General features: G+C 64.0%; 11 protein-coding genes. 6 read left to right on the top strand and 5 right to left on the bottom strand.

Annotation, left to right across the window (positions count from 1 at the left end; genetic code table 11):
* The first annotated feature begins 83 nt into the window (after positions 1 to 83).
* Both EKO19_RS34490 and EKO19_RS34485 read left to right on the top strand, forming a co-directional pair.
* A complete protein-coding gene (locus tag EKO19_RS34490) occupies positions 84 to 1,556 on the top strand; it encodes a DUF2868 domain-containing protein (protein ID WP_129781969.1) in 1,473 nt (490 codons plus the stop codon).
* On the top strand, positions 1,553 to 2,965 hold the full coding sequence (locus EKO19_RS34485) for a GTPase/DUF3482 domain-containing protein (RefSeq protein WP_175597299.1): 1,413 nt from the start codon (positions 1,553 to 1,555) through the stop codon (positions 2,963 to 2,965). The genes EKO19_RS34490 and EKO19_RS34485 overlap by 4 nt, the downstream gene beginning before the upstream one ends.
* Positions 2,966 to 2,985: 20 nt before the next feature.
* Here EKO19_RS34485 and EKO19_RS34480 read toward each other — a convergent pair whose 3' ends face one another.
* The 3 genes from EKO19_RS34480 to EKO19_RS34470 are packed head-to-tail and all read right to left on the bottom strand — an operon-like array spanning position 2,986 to position 7,480.
* Positions 2,986 to 4,386 (bottom strand): efflux transporter outer membrane subunit, encoded by a 1,401-nt coding sequence (locus tag EKO19_RS34480; RefSeq protein ID WP_129781967.1) that lies wholly within the window; start codon positions 4,384 to 4,386, stop codon positions 2,986 to 2,988.
* The gene (locus tag EKO19_RS34475) at positions 4,383 to 6,335 is read right to left on the bottom strand and encodes a MacB family efflux pump subunit (RefSeq protein ID WP_129781966.1); all 1,953 of its coding nucleotides are present in this window, start codon (positions 6,333 to 6,335) and stop codon (positions 4,383 to 4,385) included. Before EKO19_RS34475 ends, EKO19_RS34480 begins: the two co-directional genes overlap by 4 nt.
* Positions 6,332 to 7,480, bottom strand: a complete 1,149-nt coding sequence (locus tag EKO19_RS34470; RefSeq protein ID WP_217705786.1) for an efflux RND transporter periplasmic adaptor subunit — start codon at positions 7,478 to 7,480, stop codon at positions 6,332 to 6,334. Before EKO19_RS34470 ends, EKO19_RS34475 begins: the two co-directional genes overlap by 4 nt.
* 242 nt (positions 7,481 to 7,722) lie before the next feature.
* On the opposite strand from EKO19_RS34470, the gene EKO19_RS34465 reads away from it, so the two are divergent.
* From EKO19_RS34465 to EKO19_RS34450, 4 genes are all read left to right on the top strand, one after another.
* Positions 7,723 to 8,451 (top strand): response regulator, encoded by a 729-nt coding sequence (locus tag EKO19_RS34465; protein WP_129781964.1) that lies wholly within the window; start codon positions 7,723 to 7,725, stop codon positions 8,449 to 8,451.
* Entirely contained in the window at positions 8,448 to 9,875 is a 1,428-nt protein-coding gene (locus EKO19_RS34460) for an ATP-binding protein (RefSeq protein ID WP_129781963.1), read from the top strand. Before EKO19_RS34465 ends, EKO19_RS34460 begins: the two co-directional genes overlap by 4 nt.
* Before the next feature lie 101 nt (positions 9,876 to 9,976).
* Entirely contained in the window at positions 9,977 to 12,025 is a 2,049-nt protein-coding gene (locus EKO19_RS34455) for a M13 family metallopeptidase (protein WP_129781962.1), read from the top strand.
* Positions 12,026 to 12,113: 88 nt separating this feature from the next.
* Entirely contained in the window at positions 12,114 to 14,288 is a 2,175-nt protein-coding gene (locus EKO19_RS34450; RefSeq protein ID WP_129781961.1) for an Atxe2 family lasso peptide isopeptidase, read from the top strand.
* A 38-nt stretch (positions 14,289 to 14,326) separates the two neighbouring features.
* Here EKO19_RS34450 and EKO19_RS34445 read toward each other — a convergent pair whose 3' ends face one another.
* Both EKO19_RS34445 and EKO19_RS34440 read right to left on the bottom strand, forming a co-directional pair.
* Entirely contained in the window at positions 14,327 to 15,418 is a 1,092-nt protein-coding gene (locus tag EKO19_RS34445) for a FecR family protein (protein WP_129781960.1), read from the bottom strand.
* Positions 15,415 to 15,981: an RNA polymerase sigma factor gene (locus EKO19_RS34440; RefSeq protein WP_129781959.1), complete on the bottom strand. Its 567-nt coding sequence runs from the start codon at positions 15,979 to 15,981 to the stop codon at positions 15,415 to 15,417. Before EKO19_RS34440 ends, EKO19_RS34445 begins: the two co-directional genes overlap by 4 nt.
* Positions 15,982 to 16,117: the final 136 nt, after the last annotated feature.

The following is a 16,117-nucleotide window of genomic DNA, read 5'->3' as shown; positions in this document are numbered from 1 at the left end:
TTTTTCAAGAGCGTACTCATCCTTCCTACGTCGTGCCCGGGGCAGCCGCACTCGATCCGCTGAACCCCTGATATCATCGCTCGATGCACGACGCGCGGCCTGGCTCGCTATTCCATGAAGCTCTGGAAATTCCTGCTTGGTTGGAAGCCGACGGAACGCGGTCGCTCACTGACCGATTGGAGCGGGATCGCAGCATCGCGGCCACCTTACCCGGTTCCGATCCGATCGCTCGAGTGCGTCACTGGTGGCTGGCGGTTCGACGCGACACGCCGCCCGCCGCGCCGGATGCCGAGTTCGCCGCCAACCTGTCGCGAGCGCGCGGAATCATCACATTCCTGATGTTGCTCATCGGTGCACTGGCCGGTGCCGGCACGGCTGCGGCGGTGTTTCGATATGACGGTACCTGGCCGGTGAATGTCGTGACGGTGCTCGCCGTCCTGGCAGTGTTGCAACTCGTGCTGATCGCATTGACGCTCATCTTGATGTTGCCGAAGGTGCCGGGACTCGGCGCGTTGCAAAGTCTGCTGAGTGGGCTCAATCCCGGTGCTCTGGCCGCGGCTTTGTATAGGCGCGTGGCAGGTCGGAAAGATGAGCGGTCGCGTTTACTCGTATGGCACGAAGCTCGTGGGCCGGCGGCGGGGCGCTTTGCCCGCTGGCAGATGTTGACCTGGTCGCAGTGCGCGGCGGTCTCGTTCAACGTGGCTGCGCTGGTCTGCGCGTTGGTGCTGATCGCATTCACCGATCTGGCGTTTGGCTGGAGTACGACGCTGCGCCTCGACGATGCCGATGTATATCGGCTGGCCCGGCTGCTGGCCGCCCCCTGGCGCGAGCTCTGGCCGGCCGCGGTGCCGTCTGCCGAGTTGATCGAGCATTCGCGATTTTTTCGCCTGGCTGCCTCGCCGCCGAGTGCCGTCGCGGCGTCTGAGCTGACCGGCTGGTGGCCCTTCCTGTTGGCTGCACTTTTGACTTACGGCCTGCTGCCGCGCTGCTGTCTGCTGCTGCTCGCTTCGATTCGGTTGCGCGCGGCCACTCGCAACCTGCTCTTGGATGATCCGCGAGTGCGGGCATTGCTGGATCGGATGAGTGCCGCCGACGTTCATCTGGGATCGGACGTAAAGGAAACAGCAGCGGTCTTCCCAGATGTGGACGCGCGGCCAGCACCGGCGATGAGCGGCGATGCCGCGGTAGTCGTCTGGTCCGGCGCCTTGCCGCTCGGTGAAGTGCATCGCTGGACCGCCGAACATCTGCGATGGCGCGTGACGGAGGCGATGGCAGCAGGCAATCGAACGATCGCGGCCGACGCGGCAGTCGTCGAACGAATCGCCGGGCTCCAACCAGAGGCTTTGATCGTTTACGTGCGCGGCTGGGAAGCGCCGCTGCTGGACCTGCAGGATTTCATCCAGGCGTTGCGGGCGAAGGTCGGCTCGCAGTGCTCACTGATCCTGGTGCCGGTCGGCGCCAATGGCGATGTTTCGAGCGAATCGCAGCGGTCCATCTGGTCGCGCTGGACGGCGCGCGTCGGCGATCCGGCGTTGTACATGGAGACCGGCGCGTGAGCGTGCACCCGACGTTCGCCATCGTCGGCCATCCGAACAAGGGCAAGAGCAGCATCGTCGCCACGCTGGCGGAGGACGAAACGGTCGTCGTCTCGCCGGATCCCGGCACCACGCGGCACGCTCGTGGCTTTCAGATGCAGAGCGACGGCCGCGTGCTTTATGAGCTGGTCGACACGCCCGGCTTTCAGCGGCCGCGCGCGCTGCTCGAATGGTTGCAAGCGCACGAGCGTGGCGCCAGCGAACGTCCGGCCGTGGTGCGCGAGTTCGTTGCAAGCCATGAAGGCGATGCGCGCTTTCAGGACGAGTGCGAGCTGCTGCGACCGATCCTCGCGGGGGCCGGCATCCTCTATGTCGTCGATGGTGCGCATCCGTACGGCGCCGAGTACGAAGCGGAAATGGAAATCCTGCGTTGGACCGGACAACCGCGCATGGCGCTGATCAATATGATTGGCCCCGGCGATCACGTGGCGGAATGGCGGCGCGCCTTGAATCAGTATTTTTCCATCGTTCGAGTATTCGACGCGTTGCGCGCGGACTTCAGCAAACGATTGGAGCTGCTGCGGGCATTTCGCGAGCTCGCGGAAGCCGATCAGTCCTGGGCTCGCTCGCTGGAGCAAGCCGTCGACATTCTGCAAAGAGATCGAGACGCTCGGCAGCGGCGAGCCGCTGCCGAGATCGCGGACCTGCTCATCGAAGTGTTGTCGGATAGCGAATCCGCGCCTTGTCCGGAGGGCGCCGACCAAGTGCAACTCGGCCAGGAGCTCACCGAACGCTTGCGCAAGCGCATTCGACAGCGCGAGCACGCCGCTCGACGCGCCGTGCAGGAGCTGTATCGTCACACCGCCTTGCGTCTGCAGTCCTCGGAGTTCGAGCTGCTCACGGAAGATTTGTTTTCTGAACGCAGCTTCTCGATGTTCGGTCTGTCGAACACGCAGCTGTCGATGACCGGCGCCGCCACGGGCGCGCTGACCGGTGGCGCGATCGACGCGGCGGTAGGCGGTGCTTCGTTGCTGCTCGGCGCCGGCATCGGCGCGATCGTCGGCGGGCTCGGAGCCATGCTGGGATCGAACCGGCTGGCGAAAGTTCGACTGATGGGCTCCGCGCTCGGCGGTCACCGGCTCATTGTCGGCCCGATCTCAGCCGTCAATCTGCCCTGGGTGATCCTCGGCCGCGCCCTCCTGCATCATCGGCTGGTCGCGGAAACGAATCATGCGCGACGCGAATCGCTGGTGCTGGATGCGGGTGCCGGCGAACATTTCGCCGGCAGCATCGAGGCGAGCCGGCGCCGCCACTTCACGAGCGCCTTTCAGCTCATTCGCGAACAGCATGGACTGTCGGGGCCGCAGCGGGATGACTTGATCCTGTGGATCGTCGCAGCCATGAAAGATCTGGGGCCGCGTTCGCCATAGACGTCCGGGCCCGCGTCGGGTCAGCCATTTCCCAGTGCCTGCATCAGCTGCATGTCCACCTGCAATTGCTGGAGGCGTGCCTCGGCCAGCGCAAGCTCGGCCATGCGCTCGCGCTCCTTGGCGTCGAGCCAGTGTCGCAGAGGGACGGCGCCGGCTCGGTAACGAACTTCATACAATCGAGTCGAATGAGTCGCGGCGTCGAGTGAAGCCTCGCGGCTCTGAATCTGTGCTGCGAGCTGCACGCGAGCGGAGAGGGCGTCGTCCACTTCTTTGAAGGCTGTATAGAGCGTGCTGCGGAACTCGTTGGCGGCGATCTCGTAATCGGCGCCGGCAAGCTGCACGCTAAGTGATCTCTCATTCCAGCGCAGGAAGGGCAGCGTCAGCCCTGTGCCGAGCGTGGCGATAGGATTGGACACCACGTCGCGCAATTGCGAGCTGGCGCCGGCGATGCCGGCAGTCAATGTGAGCGTTGGATAGTAACTCCGGGCCACGACGCCGATGTTTGCAAGGCTTGCTTGCAGCCGCAGCTCCGCGGCACGCAGGTCGGGACGTCTGCTCAGCAGTTCGGCTGGCAGGCCAGGATCGACGTCGACATCGTGCCCGCCGCTCAGCTCGGTGGGCTCGTCCATCCAGGGCTCGCCATCGAGCAGGACGGTGAGCGCGTTGCGTACCTCCACGCGTCGTTGCTCGAATTCGCTCTGTACCGCTCGTTGGGTCTGTCGGGTCTGCTCGGCTTCGAACAGGTCGAGGCGCGACACGGCGCCGGCGTTGTATTGAGAACGAGCCAGCACATACGTGCGTTCGAGATCCGCGAGGGTCCGCTCGCCGACCGCGATCCGTTGATTCAGAAAAGCGAGCTGCCAATAGAGCGAGGCTGCAGCGCCGATCAGCGCCAGTCGGGTGCCGTGTAGATCCTCAGCCGTGGCCTGCGCCTCCCAGGTAGCGATGTCACGTTGCAGACGCAGCTTGCCCCAAAGATCGATGAGATAAGTGACGCCGAGCGAGGCATCGTAGGTTCGCGCCCCTGACGCGCCTTGCTGAAGCGACCTGCCGTACGTACTGTCGAGCCCGGCCTGAGGCTGAGGAATGAGCTCATTGCGAGCCAGGCCCGCGCTGATCTGTGCACGCTGTAACGCCAGCCCGGCAGTCACAAGATCCGTGTTCCTTGCAAGCACACGGGAGACGAGGTGCTCCAGACGCGTGTCGCCCGATCTGTGCCACCACGGTTCATCGGTGGGCTCGCGACGTGCGAGAGCGGTCGCATCGACCGTCACGCTCGGCGTGTTCCTGGTCGCATTTCCCAACCCATACTCACCTGCAACGCGTAGATCCTCGAGTGGCGCGCGCACTGGCGTGCTGACGCAAGCCGAGAGTCCGGCGGCAGCGAGAGTGACGAGTGCAATACGGACTGTCGCATTCATTCGCGCGCCAGAGCCTCCACGGGATTCAAGTTCGCAGCGTTGCGAGCGGGCAGAAAGCCGAACACGATGCCGATGAGCGTCGAGCAGGCGAATGCCGCAACGATCGATCCGGCCGAAAAGATCATCTCGAAACCACCCCAGAGGCGACCGACGACGCCGGCCGCGAGTGCCAGCGCGACGCCGATGATGCCGCCGAGCAGACAGACGAGCACGGCCTCGATCAAGAACTGCTGCAAGATGTCACTGCGGCGTCCACCGACCGCGACGCGGACGCCGATCTCGCGCGTACGTTCGGTCACTGATACGAGCATGATGTTCATCACACCGATGCCGCCGACGATCAGGGCGATCGCGGCGATCGAACTGATGAGCAGGGTCGTCGCCTTCGTGGTCGACTCGATCGTCTCGCGCATTTGCGCTGCATTCTGCAGGAAGAAGTCTTTGCGGCCGTGCCGCTGCGTGAGCAACCTGGTGACGGCTTGTTCGGCGGCCGTGACGGGGGTGTCGGCGGCGATGCGAACAGTGATGTTTGACAAATGACCTTGCCCGAGCATGCGGGCCATCACAGTTGCGTACGGCAGCCACACCGTCAGATTGCTGCCGGGCGACCGACCGAAGGCCTGGCGCGCGACGCCGACGATGCGGCAGGGGACCTTGCCGAGCAGGATGACTTTACCGATCGGATCCGAGGCGTCGTGGCCGAGTAAACCGGCGACTGACGTTTCGTCGATGACCGCCACTTGTTCCAGGTTTCGCGCATTCGCTGCGAACGCGCGGCCCGCCAGGATCGTCATGCCCTTGACGCGGAAGTATGAATGGCCCACGCCATTGACCTGCGCGTTGACCGAGAGGTTGCCGTAGCGAGCCGTGACTTGGGTGTTGAGTGCCGGGGTCACGCTGTCGACATAGCTTTGCCGACTCAACGCATCGGCGTCCGCAGGCAATAATGTTTGCACGCGCCCGGCGCGCAGATCTCCCCAGCCGGCGCCGGGAAATACCTCGATCGTGTCCGTGCCCAGTGAGCTGATGCTCTTGAGGATGCGCTGCTGGGAGGCATTGCCGAGCGCAACGACGAGGACCACGGAAGCGGTGCCGATGATGATGCCCAGCATCGTGAGAAAGGTGCGCATCTTGTGCGCGCCCATGGCAAGCAGCGCCATTCGAAACGATTCGGCGAAGCGATCCTTGAGGGCCTGCCAGCGGTTCGCGCTCGATGCGGGCGGCTGCGTTCCTGGGGGCGCAGTCGAGCGCGCCGGTCGCTGCTGGCGATCCGCCACGATCTGACCATCCTGGATCACGATGATGCGATCGGCGTGCTCGGCGATGGCCATATCGTGAGTCACGAGAATGACCGTGCGACCCTCCGAATGCAGCTCGGAGAGAATCTTCATTACCTCGGCACCGGAGCGGCTATCGAGCGCGCCGGTAGGCTCGTCGGCGAGAATCACATGGCCGCCGTTCATCAGTGAGCGAGCGATGCTGACGCGCTGTTGCTGTCCGCCGGAGAGTTGCGATGGCTTGTGGAACATGCGCTCCTCGAGCCCGAGCCGGGACAGGAGCTGCCGTGCTTGCGCGTGGCGCTCCGCACGCGTGCGACCGGCATAGACCGCCGGCACCTCGACGTTGCCCAGGGCGGTCAGATCGCCCAACAGGTGATATCGCTGAAAGATGAAACCGAGATGCTCACGCCGCAGTTGTGCGAGCTGATCGGCGCTCATCAGTGCGGTTGAGCGTCCGGCAATCAGATAGTCGCCGCCGGTCGGCCGGTCGAGGCAGCCGAGGATGTTCATGAGCGTGGACTTGCCCGAGCCGGAGGCACCGACGATGGCGACCATCTGGCCGGCGTCGATGCTCAGGTCGATGCCCTTGAGCACCGCGACGGTTTCGTTGCCGGCGGGAAATTCGCGTCGAACCGCGCGCAGCTGCAGGAGTGGTTCAGCCATGCTCACATCAAGAACGGTGACGATCGATTCTGTCCCGGCGCCGCTTCGCCGACGATCACTTGCTCACCCGCGTGCAGACCGTGGATCACCTGGGCGACGTCGCGATTGTTGATACCGATTTCCACCGCGCGCATGCTGGGCGCCCTCTGTGCATCCAGCACGCGCACCGTGTAACGCCCGTCCGACGTGCGCTCGCCGAGTGCCACCGAAGGGATCGTCAGGGCGGCGGTCGCGGCGTTCAACACGATGTACACCTGCGCCGTCATGGAGATGCGCAGCTCGCGAGCGGGGTTTGGCACTTCGAAAAGCGCGTTGTAGTAGATGGCGTTGTTGGAGTTGCCAGCGGTGCTCGCGCTGCTCATCGAGGTTTCGATTTCCAGGGATTTGGGTGCCGGTTCGATCGTGCGCAGGGTTCCAGTGAAACGTTTTTCGGGCTTGCCGAGAATGGTGAAGTACACCGGCTGTCCCGCCTCGATCTTGACCACGTCGGCTTCGGAGATTTCCGCGTGCACGGTCATCATGTCCAGTTGCGCGAGCTTGACCAGAGTCGGTGCGGCCTGCATCGCGTTCACTGTCTGACCTTCCTTCACGACCACAGCCACGACGACGCCGTCCATCGGTGCGCGGATCTTCGTGTACCCGAGGTTCGCCAATGTCGTATCGAGTCGCGTCTGGCGTTGTTCGATCTGCGCATCGAGTGCCTCGATCCGTGCGCGCGTCGCGTCGAGCTCCGCTTCGGCGAGCTCGAATTCCGCCTGCGAGGTGGCGTCCTCGGCCAACATCATTTTCTGACGCGCGAACGCAAGGTCCATTCGTTTCAATGTGGCCAGTTCCATGCTTCGCTCCGCCCGAGCCGCCGTCAGCGCAGCCCGCGCATCGCGCACGTCGTTCTGCTGCGTGGTGGAGTCGATCTCGGCGATGAGATCGCCGGCCTTGACCTCATCGCCGAGGTCGACATGCAACGATCGGATCTGGCCGGACACCTGCGCGCCGACGCTCACCATCCGGGACGCTTCGAGCAATCCCGCCGCGATCACGGTCTCCTCGATGTCGGCGACGACGGCGGGCGCCGTCGCGAACAGAGTCGGATCCTTGGTGGGACGGGCGAGCCCCAGGGTTGCGCCGCTCGCCAGTGCCAGACAGACGGCCACTGCAAGGACTCGGCGGCGAGTGGAAAGTGAGGATGCGAGCTTCATGCGTGTGGGATGAGCGTGGTCGAGCGGGCCTGAGCTCAGTGTGGCCGGAGCCGCGGCCGGTGCTCAACTCACGGAATGTGTCGTTACGTGTCGAGCCGCCGGCCGTGTGTAACGTTTTGTATCAAGCGGATCCGGGCGACACATGAGGTGACAATTGCCCTGGTGCCAAGCGGCGCAACGCGTGCGAATATGAGCGCATGAGTGAGCAGGGTTCCGGGCATCGATTGCTGGTCGTCGACGATGACAACGACATCCGGCTCATGTTGGCCGAGCAATTGAGCAAGGCGGGCTACAGCGTCAGCACCGCGAGCAACGGTCAGGAGATGCGGCGCACGCTGGATCGCGAGCACGCGGACCTGATCGTGCTCGACCTGAATTTGCCCAGGGAGGACGGCCTGGCGCTGTGTCGCGAGCTGCGGTCGCGGGCCAGCACGCCCGTGATCATGCTCACGGCGCGCAGCGAGCCCATCGACCGCGTGCTGGGACTGGAGATGGGGGCGGATGACTACCTCACGAAACCCTTCGAGCCTCGCGAGTTGCTGGCTCGCATTCGTAACGTGCTGCGCCGGACGCATTCGCTGCCAGCCAACCTGCAGGCCATCAGTGGCGGAGTCGCGCAGTTCTCCGGCTGGACCCTGGATCTTCAGAAGCGGCACTTGATCGATCCGCGCGGGCGGGTCGTGGTGCTCTCGGGGGCCGAGTTCCGGCTGTTGCGAGTGTTCATTTCGCATCCCAACCGGGTGCTCACCCGCGAGCAATTGGTGTCGCTCAGCACCGGACGACCCTACGAATCCCAGCACCGGGCCATCGATCTTCAGGTGAGCCGTCTGCGCCACAAGCTCGGCGACGATCAAGCGGAGTCCGCCTTGATCAAGACGGTACGCAACGAGGGTTATGTGCTGGCGGCCGCTGTGAGCATGAAATGAGCGGGGTGCGGAGCTTCTTCCGGTCCATGACGGGCCGGATCTTCGCGATGCTGGCATTGGGCATGGCGGCGGCGGCGGTGTTCGCGGCCATCGTCACTTCCTACATCGCGGAGCGCGACTTCCAGCGACAGTGGCTCGAGGGCGCCGCCGATCAGATCGAGGTGTACTCGGTGCTGCTGGATAACGTTCCCGCCGAGATACGCCCGAAGCTTTTTGTCAGCGCCGGCCCGGGTGGAATCAAGCTCGCGCCGGATGCGAAGGCTGGGCAACGAGATGCGGCGCTGGAGAGCGTTCTGGCTGCGCGTGGCGGTGTTTCGGCGCACGCGGGCATTTACCACAGCGCTCTGGAAACCTGTTTCTCCTCCGAGGCGCGCGCGTCGGAGGAACTGCGCAAAGTCTGGGAGAGCAAAGAGGTCCGGCAAGCGCTGGAGCTCGCTTGGGGAACGCGCAGCCAGCCGCCCAGGAGAACTCGATCCGTGCCACCGCAGTGTCGGATCGTCGAGCTGCGCCTGAGTGACGGCGAGGTCATGAAGTTGAGCCTGGGCACGATCTGGGGTGAGCGCGAGCGCAGCCCCTTGTTCCAGCCGACCGGCATCGTGCTGCTCGCATTGGCTATCGTGACGCTCGCCTATGTGGTTGCGCGATTCGCGACGCGACCGCTGATCCGGTTGTCCGATGCGGCTTCCGAGCTCGGACAGAATCTCGATCGGCCACCGCTTCCGGTGCACGGCCCGACCGAGCTGCGGCAGGCCGCTCAAGCCTTCAACGCCATGCAAAAGCAGCTCCAGGATCACCTGGTCGAGCGCACCAGAATGCTCGCCGCCATCACCCACGATCTGCAAACGCCGCTGACGCGCTTGCGTTTGCGAATGGAGCGGGTCGACGACCCGGAGCTGCGCGAGCGACTGGTGACGGATCTGCGGGAAATGAAGGCGCTGATCGATGAGGGGCTGGAGCTCGCACGTAGCGCGGATACGGCCGAGCCGCGTGTGCGCCTGGATCTGGACTCGTTGCTCGAAAGTCTGGTCGAAGACGCCGTCGATGCCGGCAGCGATGCCAGCTTCGTGGGCGGCAGCCGGGCGGTGCTGAGTGTCCGGCCGCTCGCGACGCGGCGCCTGTTTTCCAACTTGCTGGAGAACGCGGTCAAGTATGGCGGTTCGGCGCTCGTTTCTTCGGAGCGTCACGGACAGTCCGTCGTGGTGCGCGTCCGGGACCACGGGCCGGGGTTGCCGCCGGAGATGCTGGAGCGCGTGTTCGATCCCTTCGTGCGGGTGGACCGATCGCGCTCGCGCGAGACCGGCGGAGCGGGCCTGGGATTGACGATCGCCCGCATGCTCGCGGACAGAAACGGCGCGACCGTACAGTTGAGCAATCATCGAGACGGCGGCCTGGAGGCAACGGTGCGCTGGGACCAGCCGGCGTAGCGTTGCTCAAAAAAATACTGCAGAACGCCGCCGTCCGCGCTCGTCCGATACCGGCAACGGCTGTTCGCTTCATCACCAAATCTCAACAAGGATTGACAGTCTTGACACATCGACTCAGCAAACATTGGCTGGCGTTGCCCGCCGCCATTCTGATCGCATCCTGCGGCATGAACGACCAGCCGCGCACGGCGGCTGCCACTGCCGCCATTGGTCCGTTCGGTCTGGATCTCACTGCCGGCGATCCGGCCGTGCAGCCGGGCGACGACTTCTTCGCGCATGCCAGCGGCAAATGGTTTTCAGGCTTCGAGATTCCCGCGGACAAGACTTCCTACGGGGTGTTCGAAAAGCTCGCCGACGATACGGAACTGCAGATGCGCGCTCTCATCGAGGCCGCAGCCGCTGCGCGGGGCGCGCAAGGTTCGCCGTCCCAGCAAGTCGGCGACTACTATGCAAGCTTCATGGATGAGGCCGCCATCGAGGCGGCGGGGCTCGAGCCGATCGCGAAGGACCGGTCGAGAATCGAGGCGGCGCGCGACAAGAAGGCCATCGCCGCGCTGTTTGGTGCCCCGGGCATGCAGTCGCCGCTTGGGATCTATGCGACGCCGGATGCGAAACAGCCCGATCGCTATTCGCTCAAGATCAGTCAGTCGGGACTGGGCTTGCCCAATCGCGACTACTACGTGAAGGACGACCCGAAGCTCAAGGAAGTGCGCGAGCAATATCTCGGCTACATCGAGCGCATGCTGACCCTGGGCGATGTAAGCGGGGCGTCGGCCAAGGCCAGGGACGTCCTGGCTTTCGAAACGGCGCTCGCGCAAGCGCACTGGCCCATCGAGCGCTTGCGCGATGCCAATGCGACCTACAACCCATACAGCAAGGCGCAGTTGCTCGCCTACGCGCCGGGTTTCGAATGGCAGGCGTTCTTCGAGGCGCTGGAAATTCCCTCGCGAGAGCAGTTCGTGCTCGGGCCGGCTACTGCGATCCGCGATGTCGCAAAGCTCATCGAGCGCGCCTCGCTCGAGACCTTGCAGGCCTATCTGACGTTCCACCTGCTGAGCGGGCACGCCAACCACCTGCCGAAGCGTTTCGACGATGCGCAGTTTGCGTTCTATGGTCAGGTGCTGAATGGCCAGCCCGCGCAGCGCGATCGCTGGAAGCGCGGCGTGGCGCTCGTCAATCAGGGCGTCGGTGAGTTGGCCGGCCGGATGTATGTGGAGCGACATTTCCCGGCCGAGTCCAAGGCCAAGATGCAAACATTGGTTGCGAATTTGCGCGCGGCATTGAAACAACGCCTGGAACAGTCCAGCTGGCTCGGCGATGACACGCGCCAGCGCGCGCTGGAGAAGTTGAGCACGTTCGTCACCAAAATCGGCTATCCCGACCAATGGAAGGACTATTCGACGCTCGAAGTCCGGCGCGGCGATCTGATCGACAACGTCAAACGGGTCCAGTTGTGGGAATGGCGTCGCGACCTCGCGCGGCTGGATCAACCGGTCGATCGCAACGAGTGGTTCATGACGCCCCAGCGCGTGAATGCGTACTACAACCCGTTGAACAACGAGATCGTGTTCCCGGCCGCGATTCTGCAGCCGCCGTTCTTCGATCCGAACGCCGACGATGCGGTGAACTATGGCGCGATCGGTGCGGTCATCGGCCACGAGATCGGCCACGGCTTCGACGATCAGGGGCGCAAGTTCGCCGCCGACGGCAGCTTGAACGATTGGTGGACCGGCGCCGACGAGGCTGCGTTCACCGCGCAGACCCGAAAACTGGTGGCGCAATACGCCGCGTTCGAAGCGCTGCCAGGCCTGAACGTCAACGGCGAGATCACGATCGGCGAGAATATCGGCGATCTGGGCGGTTTGAACATGGCGTTGCATGCCTACCGCCTGTCGTTGCACGGCAAGCCCGCGCCTGTGCTCGAAGGCCTTTCCGGTGAGCAGCGGTTCTTCCTCTCCTGGGCGCAGGTCTGGCGCGCCAAGTATCGCGACGAGTACCTGCGCAGGCTGGTGCTTTCGGACACTCACAGCCCATCGTATTTCCGTGTGAACGGTGCCGTGCGCAACATGGACGAGTGGTATGCGGCGTTCAATGTGCGGCCGTCCGATAAGTTATATCTGCCACCGCAAGAGCGCGTAAAGATCTGGTGAGTGACCCATTCCCGTACCCGACCCCGTGCGGAAAAGCGACTTAGCTGATGAGGCACATCCATAGTGCCAAACCCGGGAAGTCACATCGATGCACGGTTCAAGACGGATAGCGGAAACCAGGCTGCACACGGCGGCCGCCGTTCGCGGCGCCATCGTGGCGCTCACCTTGTTTGTCGGCGGTCTCTCGCTGCCACTCCGGGCGCAAACTGCGCCCGGAGTTACGGCGGAGGACCTGGCCACATTGACGGATCTCGAGGCGATGTCGATCTCGCCCGATGGGCGACTGGCCGCTTTCGTCGCGCGGCGCGGCGACCCCAGTGCCAACAGTTATGTGCAGCGCTGGATGCTGGTCTCCATAGCGACCGGCGAGGTTCGTGAGCTCGCCGACGCCGGCGATCCGATCCTTCCCAATCTGTACGGCTACATCAACGGTCACATCGTGCATCCGAAGCCGCTGTGGTCGCCGGACGGCGCCGCGCTGTTCTATCGAAAAGATCACAACGGCCGCAGCGAGTTGTGGCGCACTTCGATAGCGGATCGCGCCACGCAGCAGGTGGCGGATTTCAATGGTGAGATTCAGCGCATCGAAGTGAGTACTGACGGCGCTTCCCTGGTCGTGAACGTGGGCCCGGATCCCGAGCGCGCGCAGGCCGAGCTGCAACGAGAGGGGCTGTCGGGGTTCTTGTTCGATGAGCGTTTCTCACTGCCGATATCGACACGACCGGTGGTGCCGCGCGACTTTGGAGTGGATGCTCGCACCATGGCGAGGAAGTCGAGTACCCACGACGCACAAGAACGAAATTTCAGCGTGGACCTGCGCACGCTGCGCTATCAGGAGATTCCGGCGGAGCAGGCGAGTGCAGGGTCAACGCCGACGCCTGCTAACGAGCGCGAACCGCGCGCGACCGATGATAAAGGTCGACGCGCCTGGTTCGAGGCGCGCAATCCAGCGATGCAAGGCACGTATCCTCCGGTGACACTCGTCGCCGCGCTGACGCCTTCGAGCAAGCCTGTTGTATGTGGTGCGCCTGAGTGTACGGGCGTTCGTTTCAGCACCGCGCTGTGGCGTAAGGATGAAGTGCTGTTCGTCCGATCGGAGTCGATCCTGCCAGGCCCGCAGACGCTTTACGCCTGGAATGTTCGCTCCGGGGCAGTGCGTCGGATATTTGTAGCGGAGACGCGCTCGCTGGTCCCGGATTGCGCGCTGAGCGGCCGTGATCTGGTCTGCTTCCACGAGGAGCTGAGAAAACCCACGCGACTGGTCGCGATCGATGTGGAGCGCGGCACTTTGCGAACGCTGTACGATCCGAACGAGTCCGTCGCGCGGCGTGCTGGCGGTTATACAGTGACGCAGATCGATGCGCTCGCTTCGCCCAGTGTGACCATCCGCGGCTTTCTGGTGAGGCGCGACGATCTCGCCGGCCAGCGCTTGCCGCTCGCGATGGTCACCTATCGCTGTTCAGGATTCCTGCGCGGCGGAGTCGGCGACGAATATCCGATCCTGCCGCTGGCCGGGCAGGGGGTCGCAGTGCTTTGTGTCGACGCGCCCATGGATGGCAATCTTCTCGCGACGCTCGTGCCGGGTGAATTGAATAGCGCCTTGCGTAAGAACGACTCGGAAAAACGGCTCGTTCAGGCCGGGCTCGATGCGCTGGTGCGCAAACTCCTGGAGCGTGGCGATATCGACGGGCGGCGCGTGGCGTTGACCGGATTGTCGTTCGGGGCCGAGACGACGAACTACGCCTTGTTCAACATGCCGGCCCTGACCGTCGCGATCGCCAGCAGCGCGGCCATGGTGCCCTCGGATGTGTTCATGACACAGGCAGGCGGCGGCTGGCGTGCGTGGGAAAAGTGGGGGTTGGGCGATCCCTACAGCGAACGCTGGCGCTCGCTATCCGTCGTTTACAACACGGATCGCATCACTGCGCCGTTGTTGCTGAACGTCGCGGACCATGAAGTCATCGGCGGCTCGGCGGAGACTTTCAGTGCGCTCGATCGTGCCGGGCGCAGCGTCGAGATGTATGTGCATCCCGACGAATATCACATCAAGTGGCAGCCGGCGCATCGACTCGCCATCTATCATCGGAACATCGACTGGCTGAATTTCTGGCTGCGAGGGGTCGAGAGCAACCTGTCCGGCGATGCCGCTCAGTACGAGCGGTGGCGGACCATGCGCGGCAATCAGTGCCGGTTGTTTGGCGAGGGCGGGGCACAACCCAGCGCGAACGGGTCACCTTGGTACTGCGAGAGTGCGCAGCGCTGAAGGCGACCGCCCCGATTCAGGCACGGGTGATTCGCGGCTCAGCGCTCGCGAATCACCCAGTCGTTGCCGACGGGTTCCACGGCCAGGTCGGCATTGCTGGCGGCATACAGCATCAACGCCTGCGGCCGGTCCGCATCGAAGATTCCCGATAACAGGATCTGTCTTGCGTCGTCGCCCTCGATGCGAATCTTCGTGCGGTTGTAGCGATTGAACTCCGCCGCGACGTCGGCCAACGGCGCGTCGTGGAACACGAGCCGGCGCTGTCTCCAGGCGAGAGTGTCCGCCACGGATTGGCCGGCGCGAGCGGCGAATTGTCCTTTTTCCACTCTGACATCTTCGCCGGCCGCGAGCTTGCGAGGCGGGACGTCGGACTGCACATCTATCGCCGTCACTTGCACGCTGCCTTCCACGACGGCCACATCGGCTCCTTGCTCGCGCCGTCTGACATTGAACTGAGTGCCGAGTGCGCGCACCGAAGTGCCGCCGGCTGCAACCGTGAACGGCCGCGAAGAGTCGTGCTCCACGATGAACAACGCCTCGCCCCGCACCAGCCGGATGTTGCGAGCGTGCTTGGTCAGGTCGACTTCGACCTTCGAATCCGTGTTGAGATAGATGAACGAGCCATCTTCGAGCTTGGTACTGCGTTGCTCGCCGACATTGGTGGTGTACACGTGCGGAGCCTGCGACCACAAGTAGCCTCCCGCGCCCAGAATGCAGAGCGTGACTGCGGCGGCAACGCGCAGCGGTGCGCGCCCGCGTGCCTCCGTTGTCGTCGTTGTATGCTCGGGATCTTCGCGCGTGGAGACTGGCGGTCGATGCTCCATGCGCGCCGCTTTCTCTTTTCGCAGCGGAATCACATCGGCCCGCTGCCGTATTAACGCCTCCACCTGGATCATGCGGTCCGCGTCGATCATGCGCATGCGTCGATGCATCTCGATCGTTTCGAGGAAGGTGCGCAGATGCCCCGGAGACAGTGCCAGCCAGTCGAAGAACGCTGTATTGCGGGCGTGCTCGTTCGGATACCCGCCGTCCGGATCGTCGGCCGTTTGTTCCAGGCGCAGCAGCCACTCGGCGGCTTGTTCGCCGAGCTCCGCATCGCTGCGTGGATCGAAATCGTCGTTGCTGCTCATCCGCGTTTTCCTTCCTGGCGGGCGTCGAGCTGGAGCGTTTTGAAATGCATACGAAAGTGATTGAGCGCACGCATGATGTATTTCTTCACTGCGTGCGAGGTGACGCCAAGCTCTTTGGCGATCTCCGCATAGGAGCGATTGTCGCGGTACTGGCGCAGCACCGCCACCTGACAGGCGGCCGGCAGTTGCGCGAGCAACCGGTCGAATTCGGCGCGTTGATAGTCCGATGAGCTGTCGTCCTCGACCCAGAGGCGGTTGGAACGTTCGGCATGCGCGTCGAACTCATCGAAGTTGCAGCCCACCAGATGACCGCGTTCGCTGGCGATCCGCCGGTTCGCGTCGTGCAGCAGGTGCCATGCCATGCCGAACAGATAGCGGCGCGGATCGCGGATAGCGTCGGCCGGCCGGGTCTTCTTCAGCGAGACGTACATCGCCTGGATCAGATCGTCCACCGCCTGCGGATCGCGCAGCCTGCGGGCAAAGAGCTGCCGCAGCTCGGCCCGGTAGCGCTGATACGCTTCCTCGAGGAGCTTCGGTTGATCGTTGTCCGAGGGTTCTGGCAGCGAACGTTCTCCCGGCCGATGCTACGGAACGGCCATACACAGGATAAGTCGTTTGCGGCAGGGGGTGCGGGTACGAGTCGGAGCAAAAAAAGTAATCGGGCATACCCGTACCCGAACGAGGCGCCGCGCCAGACTT

The sequence above is a fragment of the Peristeroidobacter soli genome (genome assembly GCF_004138485.1).
GTDB lineage: Bacteria > Pseudomonadota > Gammaproteobacteria > Steroidobacterales > Steroidobacteraceae > Steroidobacter > Steroidobacter soli.
Note: the sequence above shows the minus strand (reverse complement) of the source record. Positions and strands in the feature narration are given on the sequence as shown.